The 16833-nt window shown below is 58.2% G+C and carries 18 protein-coding genes and 3 pseudogenes; 10 read left to right on the forward strand and 11 right to left on the reverse strand.

Annotated features, from left to right (window positions below; all coding sequences use genetic code 11):
* Window positions 1-36: 36 nt before the first annotated feature.
* Window positions 37-780 carry an SDR family NAD(P)-dependent oxidoreductase gene (locus GNG26_RS12035; RefSeq protein WP_156238938.1) on the forward strand — a complete coding sequence of 248 codons (744 nt, stop codon included), beginning with the start codon at window positions 37-39 and terminating at the stop codon, window positions 778-780.
* A gap of 39 nt (window positions 781-819) precedes the next feature.
* On the opposite strand, the gene GNG26_RS12040 is transcribed toward GNG26_RS12035, so the two are convergent.
* Window positions 820-1647 (reverse strand): helix-turn-helix transcriptional regulator, encoded by an 828-nt coding sequence (locus GNG26_RS12040; RefSeq protein ID WP_156238940.1) that lies wholly within the window; start codon window positions 1645-1647, stop codon window positions 820-822.
* Window positions 1648-1746: 99 nt separating this feature from the next.
* Between GNG26_RS12040 and GNG26_RS12045 the strand changes: the two genes are divergently transcribed.
* Window positions 1747-2652, forward strand: coding sequence for an SDR family oxidoreductase (locus GNG26_RS12045; RefSeq protein WP_156238942.1), 906 nt, complete (start codon window positions 1747-1749; stop codon window positions 2650-2652).
* Window positions 2653-2694: 42 nt separating this feature from the next.
* Here GNG26_RS12045 and GNG26_RS12050 read toward each other — a convergent pair.
* Window positions 2695-3592, reverse strand: a pseudogene (locus tag GNG26_RS12050) (NmrA/HSCARG family protein).
* A 91-nt stretch (window positions 3593-3683) separates the two neighbouring features.
* On the opposite strand from GNG26_RS12050, the gene GNG26_RS12055 reads away from it, so the two are divergent.
* Window positions 3684-4607: a LysR family transcriptional regulator gene (locus GNG26_RS12055; RefSeq protein ID WP_156240176.1), complete on the forward strand. Its 924-nt coding sequence runs from the start codon at window positions 3684-3686 to the stop codon at window positions 4605-4607.
* On the opposite strand, the gene GNG26_RS12060 is transcribed toward GNG26_RS12055, so the two are convergent.
* Window positions 4591-5499, reverse strand: coding sequence for a LysR family transcriptional regulator (locus GNG26_RS12060; protein ID WP_156238944.1), 909 nt, complete (start codon window positions 5497-5499; stop codon window positions 4591-4593). The genes GNG26_RS12055 and GNG26_RS12060 overlap by 17 nt on opposite strands.
* A 138-nt stretch (window positions 5500-5637) precedes the next feature.
* Between GNG26_RS12060 and GNG26_RS12065 the strand changes: the two genes are divergently transcribed.
* Complete coding sequence (locus GNG26_RS12065; RefSeq protein WP_156238946.1) at window positions 5638-6567, forward strand: aromatic alcohol reductase; 930 nt, start codon at window positions 5638-5640, stop codon at window positions 6565-6567.
* 15 nt (window positions 6568-6582) lie between these two features.
* Here GNG26_RS12065 and GNG26_RS12070 read toward each other — a convergent pair whose 3' ends face one another.
* Entirely contained in the window at window positions 6583-7461 is an 879-nt protein-coding gene (locus GNG26_RS12070) for an AraC family transcriptional regulator (protein ID WP_156238948.1), read from the reverse strand.
* Between the two features lie 158 nt (window positions 7462-7619).
* Between GNG26_RS12070 and GNG26_RS12075 the strand changes: the two genes are divergently transcribed.
* Complete coding sequence (locus GNG26_RS12075; protein WP_156238949.1) at window positions 7620-8375, forward strand: SDR family NAD(P)-dependent oxidoreductase; 756 nt, start codon at window positions 7620-7622, stop codon at window positions 8373-8375.
* A gap of 29 nt (window positions 8376-8404) precedes the next feature.
* Here the strand turns inward: GNG26_RS12075 and GNG26_RS12080 are convergent, their stop codons facing one another.
* Window positions 8405-8995 carry a TetR/AcrR family transcriptional regulator gene (locus tag GNG26_RS12080; protein WP_156240177.1) on the reverse strand — a complete coding sequence of 197 codons (591 nt, stop codon included), beginning with the start codon at window positions 8993-8995 and terminating at the stop codon, window positions 8405-8407.
* A 76-nt stretch (window positions 8996-9071) separates the two neighbouring features.
* On the opposite strand from GNG26_RS12080, the gene bdcA reads away from it, so the two are divergent.
* Window positions 9072-9785 carry an SDR family oxidoreductase gene (bdcA, locus tag GNG26_RS12085; RefSeq protein ID WP_156238951.1) on the forward strand — a complete coding sequence of 238 codons (714 nt, stop codon included), beginning with the start codon at window positions 9072-9074 and terminating at the stop codon, window positions 9783-9785.
* A gap of 4 nt (window positions 9786-9789) precedes the next feature.
* Here bdcA and GNG26_RS12090 read toward each other — a convergent pair.
* The 4 genes and pseudogenes from GNG26_RS12090 to GNG26_RS22700 form a co-directional block, all read right to left on the reverse strand.
* Window positions 9790-9969, reverse strand: a pseudogene (locus tag GNG26_RS12090) (GNAT family N-acetyltransferase); the annotation flags it as partial.
* On the reverse strand, window positions 9970-10389 hold the full coding sequence (locus tag GNG26_RS12095) for a translesion error-prone DNA polymerase V autoproteolytic subunit (RefSeq protein ID WP_156238953.1): 420 nt from the start codon (window positions 10387-10389) through the stop codon (window positions 9970-9972).
* Window positions 10390-10669: 280 nt separating this feature from the next.
* Window positions 10670-11554, reverse strand: coding sequence for a dihydrodipicolinate synthase family protein (locus tag GNG26_RS12100; protein WP_156238955.1), 885 nt, complete (start codon window positions 11552-11554; stop codon window positions 10670-10672).
* 18 nt (window positions 11555-11572) lie between these two features.
* Window positions 11573-11807, reverse strand: a pseudogene (locus GNG26_RS22700) (EamA/RhaT family transporter); the annotation flags it as partial.
* 311 nt (window positions 11808-12118) lie between these two features.
* Between GNG26_RS22700 and GNG26_RS12105 the strand changes: the two are divergent.
* Window positions 12119-12301, forward strand: a complete 183-nt coding sequence (locus tag GNG26_RS12105) for a general stress protein (RefSeq protein WP_103179772.1) — start codon at window positions 12119-12121, stop codon at window positions 12299-12301.
* A gap of 121 nt (window positions 12302-12422) precedes the next feature.
* Window positions 12423-12641, forward strand: coding sequence for a hypothetical protein (locus GNG26_RS12110; RefSeq protein ID WP_103822130.1), 219 nt, complete (start codon window positions 12423-12425; stop codon window positions 12639-12641).
* Between the two features lie 36 nt (window positions 12642-12677).
* On the opposite strand, the gene GNG26_RS12115 is transcribed toward GNG26_RS12110, so the two are convergent.
* The gene (locus tag GNG26_RS12115) at window positions 12678-13988 is read right to left on the reverse strand and encodes an MFS transporter (RefSeq protein WP_231604107.1); all 1311 of its coding nucleotides are present in this window, start codon (window positions 13986-13988) and stop codon (window positions 12678-12680) included.
* Between the two features lie 9 nt (window positions 13989-13997).
* Complete coding sequence (gene cybB, locus GNG26_RS12120) at window positions 13998-14525, reverse strand: cytochrome b561 (protein WP_156238957.1); 528 nt, start codon at window positions 14523-14525, stop codon at window positions 13998-14000.
* Window positions 14526-14709: 184 nt separating this feature from the next.
* Between cybB and gap the strand changes: the two genes are divergently transcribed.
* Window positions 14710-15711 (forward strand): type I glyceraldehyde-3-phosphate dehydrogenase, encoded by a 1002-nt coding sequence (gap, locus tag GNG26_RS12125; RefSeq protein WP_156238959.1) that lies wholly within the window; start codon window positions 14710-14712, stop codon window positions 15709-15711.
* Between the two features lie 103 nt (window positions 15712-15814).
* Window positions 15815-16741, forward strand: a complete 927-nt coding sequence (locus GNG26_RS12130; protein ID WP_156238961.1) for an alpha/beta hydrolase — start codon at window positions 15815-15817, stop codon at window positions 16739-16741.
* The last annotated feature ends 92 nt before the right edge of the window (window positions 16742-16833 follow it).

Here is a 16833-nt window from a genome sequence, read left to right on the forward strand (position 1 = left end):
AGTGGAGCAACCATCCACTTAATGCGGAGCCATATCATGAGTAAGAAATTTACCAATAAAGTTGTGGTTATTACGGGCGGGAGTGACGGTATAGGGCTGGCGACAGCCCGCCAGTTTGCAGCGGAAGGCGCGAATGTCTATCTCACCGCGCGCCGACAGGAGCAGCTGGAGAGCGCCGTTAATGAAATCGGTAACGGTGCCATCGGCGTACAGGGAGATGTTGCCGATCCCGCTAGTCTCGACAGACTCTATGCGCGTATCCAGCGCGATCACGGCAGAATCGATGTGCTTTTTGCCAACGCCGGGATCTCGGAAACCGCATCGCTGAGCAACATTGATGAAGCCCATATTGACCGGCTTTTAGGCGTCAACGTTAAAGGGACGGTGTTTACCGTGCAAAAGGCGCTTCCGCTGATGAGCACTGGCAGCTCGGTCATTCTGGCCGGTTCAGTCGCAGGCAGTAAAGGCATTGGCGAACTCTCCATTTACAGCGCCACCAAGGCGGCGATCCGTTCGTTAGCACGCACCTGGACATCCGATCTCAAAAGCCGGGGGATCCGTGTCAACGTAGTGTCCCCGGGTATGATCCTGACGCCCGCGATGCATTCCTACCTTGAGGCAAACGACGGCATGGAAGAGATCCTGAAGAATATGACCCCCTTTGAACGACTGGGTCAGGTGGATGAAGTTGCCAGCGCCGTCCTGTTCCTGGCCTCTGATGAGAGCCGGTTTATCGCAGGCAATGAATTATTTGTCGATGGCGGCGTGATGGCGGTCTGACGAGCAAACCCGGTCATCAGAGGCTGACAGGCAGCAGTCCTACCCCGGCAGGGAGTGCCTGACCTGGCTATCAATTTTTTGTCGGCTCTCCTCTGTTGCCGGGTTAAACACCAGCATCGCCAGATCGGGCCGACCCTCTACCGTAAAGGTCGTAAACTCAAGATCGATCGCCCCGGCCTGCGGATGATAAATACGCTTCACCCCCTCGCCGTGGCTGGCGACATCGTTGCTACGCCACCAGGCATCAAATTCCGGGCTCTTACGGGAAAGCTCGGCTATCAGGTTATCGGTTTCTGGCGATGAACCTGCTCGCGCCACGTCAGCGCGAAACGCGTTAACCACCAGCTGCGCCATTGCCTGCCAGTCACCCTGGGCGCGGCGGACGTCCGGATCGGTGAACAACCGACGCAGAACGTTACGCTCCGCCGCGGGCAAGCGTGCGTAATCGGTTAAAACAGAGGCGGCGGCGCGGTTCCAGGCAATCACATCCCAGGTGACGGTTTTGACGATTGCGGGGATGCCGAAGGCATCCAGAACCCGCTGTAAACGTGGCGTGATATCGGCTGAAACAGTGAATTGTCTGTCGGGTGGATGCCCGAAAGCCAGAATAAACAGGTGCTCGCGCTCGGGTGAGGTCAGGCGCAGCCCGCTGGCGATGCGATTAAGCACCTCCCGCGACGGCGCGCCGCCACGCCCCTGCTCAAGCCAGGTGTACCAGACCGGGCTGATACTGGCGAGCTGCGCCACCTCCTCCCGGCGCAACCCAGGCGTGCGCCGCCTGCCCGCCACAAAGCCAAACGCGGCGGGATCGAGGCGCAAACGCCGCGCCCGCAGAAAATCGCCCAGTGACTGCATTGCCGTTTGCATCGCCCTATCCTGTTAAGGTTTATACCCTGATAATGTCTCTACTTTTCTCGTCTGACTATAGCGCTACTCTGTTCCGGAACCCTAATCTGGAGATCTGTTATGCGAGTTTTTCTTACCGGTGCAAGTGGCTTTATTGGCTCCCGTATCCTGACTGAACTGCTGAGGGCCGGACATCAGGTCATCGGTCTCGCCCGCTCGGAGAGCAGCGCCCGGGCACTCATCGCTGCGGGTGCCGAGGTGCATCGCGGGACGCTGGACGAGCCCGACACCTTAGCCGCAGGCGCACAGGGCGCTGATGCGGTGATCCATACGGCTTTTGACCATGATTTTCACCGTTTCGCCGAGAACTGCGAAAAGGACCGGCGGGCGATCCACGCGATGGGCCAGGCGCTGAAAGGCAGCGATCGTCCGTTGATCGTTACCTCAGGCACCGGCATCGGCGATGACGGTGCCACGGCCATTGCGCAGGAAAATCAGTTTAAAGCCAGCAATCATAATCCCCGGGTGGCAACCGAAATTGAGGGCAACGCGCTGCTCGCGGAAGGGGTTAATCTCCAGGTCGTGCGGCTGCCACAGGTGCATGACACCCGGCGTCAGGGCCTCATCACCTGGTACATTCAACACGCGGTTGAGAAAGGGGTCGTGGCCTGCATCGGCGAGGCCGAGAACCGCTGGTCGGCGGTGCACGTCAGCGATGCCGCCGCGCTCTACCGCCGGGTGCTGGAGCATGGTGAACGCGGGAAGCGCTACCATGCCGTTGCCGAAGAAGGGCTCCTCCTCCGCCAGATCGCGGAAACCCTTGCCCGTAAGCTCAGTCTGCCGCTGATATCCCTTCCGCCTTCAGAGGCTGAAGCGCATTTTGGTTGGTTCACCATTTTTGCCGCCATGAACCTGCGCGCATCATCGGCCTGGACGCGTCAGCAGTTGGGCTGGCATCCCACCGGTCCCGGCCTGCTCGAGGATCTGGAGAAGATGGATTACGCGCCGCTATTATCGTCCCGATAGTTCCTTAACCCGGCTCCCTTTGCCGGAGCCGGGTTAAAGGGTTTAGCGGTTGTACGCCCAATCGGCAGAGCTTGCCAGCGCCCTCTCGAAAGCAGCCCGCCCGCTCCCCGCCAGCCAGCACTCAAAGGATTGCAGCTGCGGATTCAGCTGTCGCATCGCCTGCAGATCGGCATGCCCTGCCAGCCGTCCGTCATCTACCAGCGCGGTCAATTTTTGCAGGAAAGGGTTCGCGGCCAGTATCTCGTCGGGAAAACGGGAATAGGGAACCGGCCGCCCTGCCGCGCTGGAGAAGAGCGCCTGAAGCCGCAGGCCGGTTATGGCATCGCTGGCGATCTCAAAGGTTTTGCCTGCAAACCGCTCCGGCTGGGCGAAAATCGCGGCGACAATTTTGCCGATGTCTTCCACCGCGATCACCTGCATGGAACCTTCGGGCGGCATGAAGAAATGAAAGTGTCCCTCATCCAGCCCGAACCCGGGCATCACCAGCAGCTCCATAAACGCGGCTGGCCGCACGATGGTCGCAACCAGGGGCAATGTCCGGATATGCCGTTCGATTTCCGCCTTGGTGTCGAAGTGCGCCACGCCCGTGGGTTTACTGCCCGCCGCGTTGCCTGAAGAATAGACCAGGTGCTGGACGCCGCACTCAACGGCAAGGCTGGCGATGGTTTTGCCATAGCTGACCTCCTCGTCGTCGGTCACCGTCCCGCCGGGCGAACTGGGCTGGACGCTGAACACACCGTATGCCCCTGCCATCGAAGGTTCCGGTCACGATTTCCGCACCGGCGTCCCGCAGGGCGAGTGATGCCGGAGAGGACGGATTGCGCACCATGACGCGCACAGACCAGCCGTTGTTAAGCAGCGCATTCGCCACCGAGCCGCCCTGCTGGCCCGTCGCACCAAAAACCAGAATCGTATTTTCATCTGTCCGGGAATGTTTCATCGCGCCCTCCGCGCATAATCTGCATGATTGCTTTTTCTCGGTGATGTTCACTATCCTGCTGGCACAACTAACATTCAAATTGATTAACATGATGAAGAAAATCATTGAAAATGATTTTAACCGGATAGATTTGAATCTCCTGACGGTGTTTTTGGTGTTATACCGGGAAGCGAGCGTCACCCGTACCGCAGAGGTGCTGCATCTTGGGCAACCGGCCATCAGCGGGGCATTGAAAAGACTGCGGGAGATGTTTGATGACCCGCTGTTCGTTCGCGCGGCCCGGGGGATGCTGCCGACACCGCGCGCCGAAGCCCTGATGGTTCATATGCAACCGCTGATGGAAAACCTGCATACCGTCATTTTTGGCGCTCAGGACTTCTCTCCCGCCACGGCAAAACGGACCTTTCGCCTGGGCATAAGCGACTGGAGCGAGCACTGGCTGATGCCGGATCTCCTGCCCGCCATCGCCCATCAGGCACCTGGCGTGGCGCTGCATACTGTCGCTGCCGATCCCTATCAGGTGCGTCAGTTGCTGGAAGACGATGTGATTGATATTGCCGTTTCGCTGAATAAGCAGAGCACGGGCGAAATCGTGAGCGAACCCGTCATGACGATGGGCGTTTCCACGCTCTGGTCAGCAGAGCAGATCCCCTGTGAAGGGCCCTTGTCGGTAAACGACTTTATCGCTTATGAGCATGTTATGGTGTCGTATCGCGAATCAAGCCACAGTGAAATTGACCGCCAGCTCGCCGGCCAGGGGTTACAGCGGCGCGTGCGTTACGTGACGGCGAATTTTTCCACCTTTCCTCTGCTGTTAACCACGATGCCCGTTTTCGCCACGGTTCCCGACGGACTGGCCCGACGCTGGCAGCAGCATTTTGCGTTACGCTCCAGCGCAACGCCCGTGAAGTATCCCACTTTTACGCTGTGCATTTTGCGCCACAAGCGCCGGGTGCAAGATCCCGCCCTGGAGTGGCTGATGGCGCAGTTAAAAGCGACTATGCTGCGCCTTTAGCAGGTTGAGAGAGCACCGCGCGACTCCAGTCATAAAAAGCGCGCACCGCAGGAGGAAGATACCGGTTTTGCGGATAGACCAGCGACAGGGGTAAATCATACGAGACAGTCTCCATGCAGGTCACAAGCGCACCGCTCCGGAGCCAGGGCGTCACCAGATAGCTGGCCACGCGAATTAATCCGAGCCCCTGTATCCCGGCCTGAATATAGGCGTCGGTATCATCGACAACCAGCGTCTCCTTCATCCGGATCGCACAATCGCCCTCATCCAGAGTAAACAACCAGTCGGTGGTGCGTCCGGTGCGATGGTTGAGATAGCCAACGGCGTAATGCCTTTCCAGATCGTCTATGTTCTCGGGCTGACCATGGACAGCAAGGTATGCCGGAGAGGCCAGAACCACCCACTTAAAGTTCGCGAGAGGTCGGGCCACCAGCGTAGTTGAATCGTCGATTCTGCCGGTACGAATCACGCAGTCATATCCTTCCTGAATGATATCTTCGACGTTATCGCTGGAACACAGGATCAATTCCAGCTCAGGGTAGCGCTGCAGAAACTCCGCAAGCCTCGGGAGAATGCAGTGCCGGGCCAGCGACTGCGGCATCCCCACCTTGAAACGCCCTCTGGGCTGCGCCGCCCGGCCAGGAAAAGAGGATTCTATGGCGGCAATATCAGCCAGCACGCGTTTGCACTCCTCATAGTACCGTCGGCCATCGGTGGTCACGCTGAGCTTACGGGTGGTTCGCTGTAACAGCTGGATCCCCAGCCAGGACTCCAGCTCCTTAATCACCCGGGAGACCGTTGAGCGCGGCAATCCCATCGCTTCGGCTGTCCTGGCGAAGCTATGGGTATCCACCACGCCGACATAGACCTGCATTGCTTCCAGCTTATCCATATTGCCCTCCGACCCGACTGATTATGCCATTTTCACGAACAGTCTAACCCGCGAGCAGCCTCTTATCGAATAAACATCCCGGCCATACACTTGCCTTAATCGTAGCAAACAGGCTGCTGGTAACCGTGAGGAATAAAAATGACAGAGCGCAATGTTAATAAAGGCGAAAAGGTATTGGTGCTGGGAGCGGGACAACTGGGCACCACCGTACTGGATTTTCTGATCCCGGCAGTCACACGGCGAAACGGCAGCGTCTCGGTTATCGTCTCGCCCGGGTCACTGGATCAACAGGGTAATCTGCTCTCCGATGATCATCAGCGGCTGGCTGATTCAGGCGCAACATTTATGGCCGTTGACGTTGCAGCCAGTACGATTGAATCGTTAAAACCCCACTTTGCTGGCTTTGATACGGTGATCAACTGCATGGGTTTTATCGCCGGTGCAGGGACACAGATAAAAATTACCCGCGCGGTGCTGGAGGCGGGCGTGAGACGCTACTTCCCCTGGCAGTTTGGTGTTAATTACGATGTGGTTGGCAAAGGAAGCGGCCAAACCGTCTGGGACGAACAGTATGATGTCAGGACCCTGCTGCGGGCACAACGCGCGACGGAATGGGTGATTGTTTCAACCGGTATGTTTACCTCTTTTCTCTTCGAACCGGCGTTTGACGTGGTGAATTTAGCTAACAAAACCCTCCATGCTCTCGGAGGATGGGACACCCAGGTCACCGTGACCTCACCCGCGGATATTGGCCGACTGACCACGGCGATCTATTTGCAGCAGCCGCGTATCGTCAACGAGGTGGTCTTTGTCGCGGGGGAAACGACCTCCTATGGCAAACTGGCGGAAACGGTTGAACGCGTGACAAAACAGACCTTCGCGAAAAGCGTATTCACGCTGCCCGCCTTACAGGAAGAACTGCGTTTACAGCCGGATGATCCGATGCTGCGCTATCGCGTCGCCTTTGCCCGGGGAGAGGGAGTGTGGTGGCCGATGAGTGAAACCTGGAATGCGCGGAACAATCTGCCCACGCAGGATATTGCCTCCTGGCTCAAAACGGCCATTTAACGTTTGCCCCCGGCCTCAGGCGCTGGCTTTAGCCAGCCGCCTGTCACGCCCCGGCGGCACGCCATACATCCGGGCATATTCCCGGGTGAACTGCGACACGCTGGCATAGCCTACCCTGTAGGCCGCCTGAGCGATGGCGGTTCCTTCTGTCAGCATCAGCCGACGGGCGTGGATTAGACGCAGCTGTTTCTGAAACTGTAACGGCGAGGTGGTGGTGATAGCCCGGAAATGTTGATGGAACACGGAAACGCTCATTCCCGCCACGCCGGCAAGCTCTTCAACGCTTATCGTGCGGGTAAAATCCTTACGCAAAACCGCGACCGCGCGGCTGATGCGTGCGGAATAGCTCTCTGCTGCGCCAAGGGCACGGATAGCCGCCCCGTGTACGCTACGGAGCAGCCAGTAATGCAGCTCTCTGCGTAATCCCTCCCCCAGGACCGCCAGCGCGGGCGGGTCGTCAAACAGTCTTGCCAGCCGGTAAGCTGCATCCGCCACCCCGGCATTCATTGGTTCAATGCCGACGTAAGGCCCGTCACCCTGCCCTGCGGGTGCCAGCGCCTGAAGCTCACGCAGGATGGCAGTATCCAGCTCGAGCACCAGGGAATAGTAGGGATGGCGAAGGCTGGCCTGCGTTATCTGGCTGATCGTCGGCACATCCGCAGCAATCACCATCGCCTCGCCCGGGCCATAGTCAAAACGTTCAGTACCGGTCGTGACGCATTTGCGTCCCTGCAACAGCATCGCAATCAGCGGTCTGTTGATGGCAGCCTGCAGCTCGCCGGGATGCAAAGCCCGGATAAGGGTTAACCCCGGCACCGGCGTAACCGCCACCCCGCTACGGTCGGCGTGGATATCAGCATAACGGCGACAAAGCTCGAACAGTGCAGCAGGCATAGGATCCTTTCGGGCAAGTTTTTAAACGATAGTATGTGATAACTGGCGACAGAGCACCTCCCTGAAAGAGAAATGGGCAAAACTTCACAAGGATCGGGCAATGGCCACAGAGGGGCTTCTCCTACTGTAGTGATACCACTCAACAGACAGGAGCTGTCATGAATAAAATCGCACTTATCACCGGTGCCAACCGTGGCCTCGGCCGTCGTACCGCCCTCGCCATTGCAAAACAGGGGGGTGATGTCATTGTCGCTTACAGAGGAAACACTGAGCAGGCTGAAGCGGTTGTCGCGGAGATCCGCGCGCTGGGACGCAAAGCGATGGCCCTCCAGCTTGATATGGCGCAGACGGCAAGTTTCCCGCGCTTTGCCGAAACGTTGCGCACGCAGCTTGCTGAAGTCTGGGCGCGCGACACCTTCGATCATCTGATTAACAACGCCGGTCATGGGGAGTTTGCCACCCTTACTGATACCACCGAAGCACAGTTCGACGGGCTGTTCGACGTTCACGTCAAAGGGGTGTTTTTCCTGGTGCAGGCGCTGTTGCCGCTGCTGGCCGACGGCGGGCGGATCGTTAACTTTTCGTCCGGGTTGACCCGGGTTTCCTACCCAGGATTTTCGGCCTACGCCGCGGCAAAAGCGGCCGTTGAGATGCTGGGCGTGTATATGGCCCGCGAGCTGGGCGGACGCGGTATCACCGTCAATACCGTCGCGCCAGGGGCCATTGAGACCGATTTCGGCGGCGGCCTGGTGCGCGACAACGCCGATGTTAACGCACAGTTTGCCGCCATGACCGCGCTCGGGCGTGTCGGCGTTCCCGATGATATCGGACCGATGGTCGCCAGCCTGCTGCGTGACGACAACCGGTGGGTGACCGCCCAGCGTATCGAGGTGTCGGGCGGACAGACCATCTGATCCCCACGCAATAAGAACCGGGTCTGGCCTCAGCGCGGAAGTAACGGCTGCAGGGCCAGACCCGCCAGGCGTACGGTCTCCTGCAGACGCACCAGACTATCCCCTGCCCGCGCTTTCGCCGACAGTCCCGCCATCAATGTGCTGATAAAGTCGGTCAGCCGAACGGCTTCGTGCGGATAGTATTGAGCAATATAGGCCCGGATAGTCTCTTCCGCGGCCGTGTGCAATTCGCTTGCCGCCTCGCGCGCAGGCCGATCGTTGCAATGGATCCCTTCCAGTACCAGGCACCCGGCTGCCGTCGGATCGCTCACATAGCGTTTTGCCGCTTCGTGCAGAACATCCATCAGGCACTGCGCCACCGGGCGGTCGTGACGCAAGAGTTCAGTAAAGGGGATCGCGCCAGTATGGCTATACCGCTCCAGCACCTGGGTGTAGAGCCCCAACTTACTGCCAAAGGCGGCATAGAAGCTGGGGGGATTAATGCCGAACGCCTTTGTCAGATCAGCCACACTCACCGCGTCATAACCCTGCGAGTGAAAGAGGTGTTGGGCGGTTTCAATGGCCTGCTCAGGATCGAACCGGCGAGGCCGTCCTGGGGTACGGCTCTTTTTTGTAGTGATCACTACATTACTCCTTGACGGCACGCATAGCCGACGCATATTGTAATGATCACTACAATATCATAAGGAACGTTTTATGGCTGCACTGCAAAAGAGATCGGTACTGGTTTTAGGCGGAAGTCGTGGCATTGGCGCGGCTATCGTCAGGCGCTTTGCCTCCGAGGGCGCATCGGTGGTGTTCAGTTATGCGGAATCGCCAGACGCCGCCGCGCAGCTGGCCGCTGAAACCGGAAGTGTGGCGGTACAGACCGACAGCGCCGACCGGGATGCGGTGATAAAACTGGTGCGCGACAGCGGGCCGCTGGATGTTCTGGTCGTCAACGCGGGCATTGCGCTCTTTGGCGATGCGCTGGAGCAGGATAGCGACGCCGTTGATCGCCTCTTTCAGATCAACATTCACGCGCCTTACCATGCCGCGGTTGAGGCGGCCCGGCAAATGCCGGACGGCGGACGCATTATTGTCATCGGTTCTGTGAATGGCGATCGTATGCCCATTCCGGGGATGGCCTCTTATGCGGTCAGTAAATCGGCACTGCAAGGGCTGGCGCGCGGCCTGGCGCGTGACTTTGGTCCACGCGGGATCACGGTTAACGTCGTGCAGCCCGGCCCCATCGATACCGATGCAAATCCGGAGAGTGGCCCGATGAAGGAGCTGATGCACAGCTTTATGGCAATTAAACGACACGGGCGGCCTGAAGAGGTGGCGGGAATGGTCGCCTGGCTGGCGGGCCCGGAGGCGTCATTCGTGACAGGCGCCATGCACACCATCGACAGTGCCTTTGGCGCATAATCTTTCAGAGGGAGGGGTCAGCGAGGCGCTTGACGAAGCGCTTCCTGACCTCTTTATAACCGTTATTTTCATAAAAATTATGCGCCCTGACGCGTCTCTCACTGCCTGAAAGCTCAATCTGCGTACAGCCTTTATCCAGGGCGAGACGTTCAGCGGCGGCGAGAAGTTTCTGGCCTGTTCCCGCCTAATCCGCCGACTTCACGATATAGGTCACCACGCCAAAGATATCGAGCGAGTTTTCGCTGCTCACGAGGATGGGCGAATAGGCGCTGTTCATGGGGTTAAGCTGCACCCGGGGTCGGAGCTGCAGGCGTTTTACCGTAAATTCCCCCTCCACCGCGGCGATAACAATATCCCCGTGCTGCGCCGTTCTGGCGCTGTCGACAATCAGCAGATCGCCGTCGCCGATCCCCGCGTCAATCATCGAATCCCCGGCCGCCTTCACAAAGTAGGTCGAGTTGGGGTGCTGAATAAGTAATTTGTTTAAATCGATACGCTGTTCAACATAGTCTTGGGCCGGACTGGGAAAACCGCACTGCACCACATCGCTGAAAAGGGGGAGCGCAATCACCTCGCGCAGCGCTGAAAGTTGGTAAAACTCCATGATTCGTTCCTCGAATACTGTTTTTATATACAGTAGTCGTGGCGCGAAGCGCAATCAAGTCGCAGGCCGACAACGACGGTTTATTACTTAACCGCTTCGCTTACAAGTGATTATTGCAATTAGAAATATTTGTTTTGTAAATGTTTTCTGGACTGGAGGCCTTCAAACAGGCTGATGAAGGATACAGAGGGTGCGGGCACGCTCCCGCTCCTCTGCCATCAGTTCGGTGATATCGCCAGGCCGCCCGCGCATTGCCCGGCGGCGCTTCGCTTGCACGGGCCTACAAAACCTGCTCAGCCACCTCCTGCAACGCATCCCGCTCCGCCCCCGCCAGCGTCTGCAACGGAAAAGGTAAACACGGCGCCGCAACTCTCCCACGCAACTCCGCCACCGTCGCAATCACCCGCAAGCTCCCGTATCGACGGAAGAATCCCCATAACGGCTCCAGCGCGCCGTTAAGCCGCCGGGTCTCCTCCACATCCCCCCGCAGCGCCGCCTGCGTCAACCGCAGGCAATAATCCGGGAAAAGTCCGGCCAGCACCGAGTACCAGACGTCGCACCCTGCCAGCAGACCGGCAGCCGACTGCGCATCACCGCTGATGCCAATCGTCACCCCCGCTGCCACCTGATTTTTCAGCTTCGCCACACGGGCTGCCGCGCCAGCCAGATCGGCTGGCAGATCGCCGAGCTTGATGGACCCCATGTTGGGTAAAAACGACAGCGCCACCAGCAGTTCATCATTAAATTCAAAGCCGCTGGTCGCCGGATTGTCGTAGATACAGAGTGGAACGGAAATTTCACCGCAGACGCGCTCGTACAGGCGGAACACTTCCTCCGCCGTCAGTTTTTGGTAACAGAGCGGGGCCAGCAGCAGGCCGCTCACTCCGGCCTTTTGCGCATCCTCTGCCAGTCTCACGATCTCTTCCGCGTTGACGCTGCCGATACTGGTCATCACCGGCACGCCCGCGGCAGCGCTCACCGCCAGCCTTGTGGCGGCAAAACGCTGCTCCCGGGTTAAGTAGGCGTAACACCCCGTGGAGCCCAGCGCGCCGATGGAATTTACCCCCGCTGCCGCCAGCGCCTCAATCAGCGCAACAAAGGCGTTTTCATCAATCTCACCCTTCACCAACGGCGTGAGAGGAAATGCGCTCAGACCTGTAAACATCCTGAATCCCTTATAAAATTAGCGGCAAAATTTTCGTGATCCCACGACACAAAGAATCACGCCAAAGGTGATAAACACCATCAACGGGCTCACCCTCTCATGCAGCAGCGTGGCGGGAGCCCCAGCCCGAAAAGCCTGTCCCATGCAATGATGCAGGCATTGTCAGCAGAGCGGCAACCACCATGAAAGGTAGTGCGATAATCAGCGCCCAGCTGATCACCTGCCAGCCACCCGATTTACGGGTCAGCGCGGCCATTGAGCTTGAACAAAGCCGTTAAGACTTATCTCAAATTTCCTCAGAGAGGGAATTATTTTATGAATCTGTAAACACCTTTTATCACCTGAAAATTATTCGTCAGATATATAAGGGAGGCTAACTTATTTATTAGCGAGGATATATTTCCTGGAGCCGGTAAAAATTAAAATTTGTTAGCCATGAACAAGCAAAAAACGCATCGGGAGGCTTATTGACGTTTGTTCCGTTCTGTCTACATTTATTTGTGCACGCATTTGAGGAAGTTAGTTTTCCTTAAAGTATTCTCAACGAAAAACTGGAGACAAGTTATGGCTAATCATCGAGGCGGTTCCGGCAATTTCGCAGAAGACCGGGAGCGTGCATCCCAGGCGGGCCGTAAAGGCGGACAGAGTAGCGGCGGTAACTTCAAGAACGACCCGCAGCGGGCATCCGAAGCGGGGAAAAAAGGCGGACAAAATAGTCGTGGTGGCGGACGCAAACCCGCAGCGTAATCCGCTGCGATATATTTTCCGCTAACCGCGATATGTCAGACAATATATTCATGGACGTACCGAGCGGCAATTTTGCCACACTATGCAAACGCAGCCCGATAAATTATACGGAGGTTAGAGTATGCATTTAAGACGCAGAGTTCGTAACGCACGCAATAATCATCGCACCCGTGATGATGTCGGCTGGATAATTCCGGAGGATGCGGAGTGTACCCGTTCACCGGATAGCGGCGGCCCGGCGCTCAATATCATCAGGGGCCGTGACGCTGACAGTGAAGTGAGGCTCAGTCAGCGTCAGTCTTACCTGGTCAACGCTATGGCGCACCGCGATCTGAAGTAATCAGCTGTTAAGTGATGCAACATTTGTTGTGCTTTGTTATTTGCCCGGCCTTCCCCGCCGGGTTTTTTTATGCCGTACGTAGCGACGCAGCGGCAGTCCGGCGGTCTCTTTCGCCCGTAATACTGTCAGGAAGGTGATCAAGGCGGCCGCCATGACAAACAGCGCGGGTGAGAGTGGATTGCCGCTCTTTATAACCAGCCAGGTCGAAAACCACGGCGTGATGCCGCCAAAGAACGCCACCGCCAGGTTATAGGCGATGGCGATACTGCCAAAGCGAATGCGGGTGGGAAACAGCTCCGCGATAGCCGCGCAGCTGGCCCCGTCAAAGGCGGCAATGCAGATCCCCAGCAGCAGCATCGCCAGTAGCGCGTAGACGATATCGCCCTGCGCCATCAATCCCATGGCAGGCCAGCTCAGGAGGATAAACCCCACGCAGCCCGCCAGCATCAGCGGCCTGCGGCCAAACCTGTCCGACAGATATCCCATAAAGGGCACCATCACCGCGACAGCCAGGAGCCCGAACGTGGTAATAATGTACGCCTGCGTCGTCAGAAAGTGCAGCTCCGTCGTCAGGTAGGCGGGAATAAAAGCCTGTAACATCCAGTGTCCCACCGCCTTGATCACCACAAAACCGATGCAGAAGCCCAGCGCGCGTCGCTCGGTGGTGACCGCCGTGTACAGCGGGGCGGCCTCCGTATGATTGCTTCTCTTTAAGGCCAGAAACGCGGGGGAGTCTTCAAGATGGGTGCGCAGGTAGAGGCCAATCCAGCCCAGCGGCCCGGCGAGCAAAAACGGAATGCGCCAGCCCCACTCATTCATCGCCGCCTCTCCCAGCACCGTGGTGAGCAGCAACACCAGGCCAGAGGCGGCAACAAAGGCCAGAAAGCCGAAGTTATCGATCCAGCAGGTAAAGTAGCCCCGGCGGTGGGCGGGGGCATATTCGGCCAGAAAGGTGGTGGCCCCTGCGCTTTCGCCCCCGGCGGCAAATCCCTGAATCAGCCGCACCAGCACCAGCAGCACCGTGGCGAGAAGCCCCACCTGCGAATAAGTGGGCAGCAGTCCGATCAGAAAGGTGGCGCCCGAGGTCAAAATGATCACGGTCGTCAGTACCTTGCGGCGCCCGATGCGATCCCCGAGGGAGCCAAACCACAGCCCGCCCAGCGGACGCATCACAAATCCGGCGCCAAACACCGCGAAGGACGACAGTAGCGCCAACGCCGGATCTTCAGCCTGGAAAAAGTGCAGGCCAATAAACGCGGCCAGCGTGCCGTAAAGCCCGAAATCAAACCATTCGACAAAATGGCCGATGCCGGTAGCAAACAGCACTTTGCGCAGCTTACGGGACACACGATCCCCTTAGCGTTTTTTCGGCATCATGCGCAGGAGAGTGTTGTCTTTCCAGTAGTAGTGGTGAAGCAGCGCGGCAAAGGCGTGGATCCCGATAACGAAATAGCCCAGCTTCGCCAGGGTGACGTGCCAGGCTTTCAGCGTGTCCACGAGGTCAAAATTGGACTCGGCGGCGTGCGGCATCCCCAGCCCGAACGCAAACCAGGTATTACCCCGGTTATACATCATCACCAGCCCAATCAGCGGCAGGGCAATAAACAGCAGATAGATGGCGAGGTGCCCCAGATGGGATAAGCCGGTATACATCGGTTTTGGCTTAGGCACGATTGGCGGCGCGGGATACTTAAGACGCACCAGCAGACGCGCGACCATCAGCACCAGAACAGAGATCCCGCAGGAGACGTGGATCATGTTGATTAGCGGGCGGTCGCTGCGCGGGAACCAGCCGCGAAACTCCATGGCACAGTAGGCCACGATCACCAGCAGAAAAACCAGCCAGTGGATCGTAATTTGCAGGCCGGTGTATTTATTGCGCATAGTCTTTCCTGAACAGAAGGCTAAAAAACGTAAAATAACCCAGCTTCAGCTAAAAATTCATTAATTATTGTCCCCTATTTTTCAAAAACTTCCGTGCAGATGAGCCATCTTCAATTGCCTCGCTGGGCTTCATGGTCTAATCCTGGATGAGTTCATCGTCCCGTACATCACACAGGAGAAGATCATGAGTAAGATTGGCATTAACGGTTTTGGTCGTATTGGCCGACTGGTTCTCCGTCGGTTGCTGGAAACGCAGGACAGTAATAGCGTGGTGGCGATTAATGATTTGACGTCGCCGAAAGTGCTGGCCTACCTGTTAAAACATGACTCTAACTATGGCCCCTTCCCCTGGAGCGTCGACTTCACAGAAGACTCGCTGATCGTCGACGGCAAGTCCATTTCGGTGTCTGCCGAAAAAGAGGCGAAAAATATCCCGTGGCGATCCGCAGGCGTGGATCTGGTGGTGGAGTGCACCGGGTTCTACACCTCGCAGGAGAAATCCCAGGCCCATCTGGACGCGGGTGCCAAAAAAGTGCTGATCTCCGCCCCGGCCGGTGAGATGAAAACCATCGTCTTTAACGTTAACGACGACACGATCGAGGCCAGCGACACCATTATCTCTGTCGCCTCCTGCACCACCAACTGCCTGGCCCCGCTGGCAAAAGTACTGCAGGATTCCTTTGGCATCAAGGCAGGCACCATGACCACCATCCATGCCTATACTGGCACCCAGGCGCTGGTGGATGGCCCGCGCGGCAAGGATCTGCGCGCCTCCCGTGCCGCAGCAGAAAACATCATCCCGCACACCACCGGCGCGGCCAAGGCGATTGGGCTGGTGATCCCCGCCCTGAGCGGCAAGCTGAAAGGCCATGCCCAGCGCGTGCCGGTCAAAACCGGCTCCGTCACCGAGCTGGTCTCGATTCTGGAGAAAAAAGTGAGCGTGGATGAGATCCATCAGGCGCTGAAAAAGGCCACCGAAGGCAATGAATCCTTCGGCTATACCGACGAGGAGATTGTCTCATCCGATGTGATTGGCTCGCACTTTGGGTCGATATTCGATGCCACCCAGACCGAGGTCACCGAGGCGGGCGATGTCCAGCTGGTGAAAACCGTCGCCTGGTACGACAATGAATACGGCTTTGTCACCCAGCTGGTGCGGACCTTGGATAAGTTCGCTGCGCTGTAATTCCCCTGCGGACAGCAAAGCTGTCCGCAACCTGTGAAACTGTTCAGGTTTTCATTCCGTTAACCCTGCTATAACAAACGCTTTCCAGAGAGGGAGCGTTACCATGGAAGCACTCAGCCGCGAAACACTCGAACAGAATATGGCCCACGCCGTCAGCCGTTCGGCCACCTTTACCCTCTGGCCCGATAATGAAGCCCCGGGGGCACAGACCAGCGATGCCGTCTTTACCCCGGAACCCCACCACACCGGTACCTCCCACTTTGATCGCGCCGTCACCGGTATCCGCGCCCCGGAGATAACCGTCTATGCCCCAAACAAACCTAACGGGGTGGGCATCCTGGTAACGCCGGGCGGCTCATACCGCCGCGTGGTGCTGGATAAAGAGGGCAGCGCGCTGGCCTCCTTCTTTAATGCCCGCGGCTATACCCTGTTTGTGATGACCTACCGCATGCCGGGGGATGGTCATGAGGAGGGTGCCGACGCGCCGCTGGCCGACGTTCAGCGCGCCATGCGGGTGATCCGCGCCAGTGCCGGGGAGTGGAAGCTGGATCCGGCCCGTATTGGGGTACTGGGCTTCTCGGCGGGCGGGCACGTGGCGGCGAGCCTCGGTACCCGCCATGACGAAACGGTATACGCCCCGCTGGACGCCGTCGACGAGTACCCCGCCCGTCCGGCCTTTATGGCGCTGGTGTATCCGGTGATCACCATGCGTGACGAGCACCATCATTCAGGTTCGCGCCATGAGCTGATCGGGGACAACCCTGGCGAGGATTTGATCCATCGCTACTCGCTGGAAGAGCGCGTCACCCTCGACGCCCCGCCGACCTTCCTGCTGCATGCCGCCGACGACCCGGCGGTGAAGGTTGAGAACAGCCTGGCGATGTTCAGCGCCCTGCGCCGTGTTGGGGTGCCGGTTGAGATGCATCTGTTCGAGCGCGGGAAGCATGGATTTGGCATCCGCGATGCCCAGGGGCTGCCGGTGTCCGTCTGGCCGGAACTGATGATGAACTGGATTGCGACGAAGGTGTAAGCCTGGGGTGCCGGGTGGCGGCTTCGCCTTATCCGGCCTACGTGTATGATGCCGTTTGCCGTTTTGTAGGCCGGGTAAGCGCAGCGCCACCC

This window comes from Leclercia sp. J807, from assembly GCF_009734465.1.
GTDB lineage: Bacteria > Pseudomonadota > Gammaproteobacteria > Enterobacterales > Enterobacteriaceae > Enterobacter.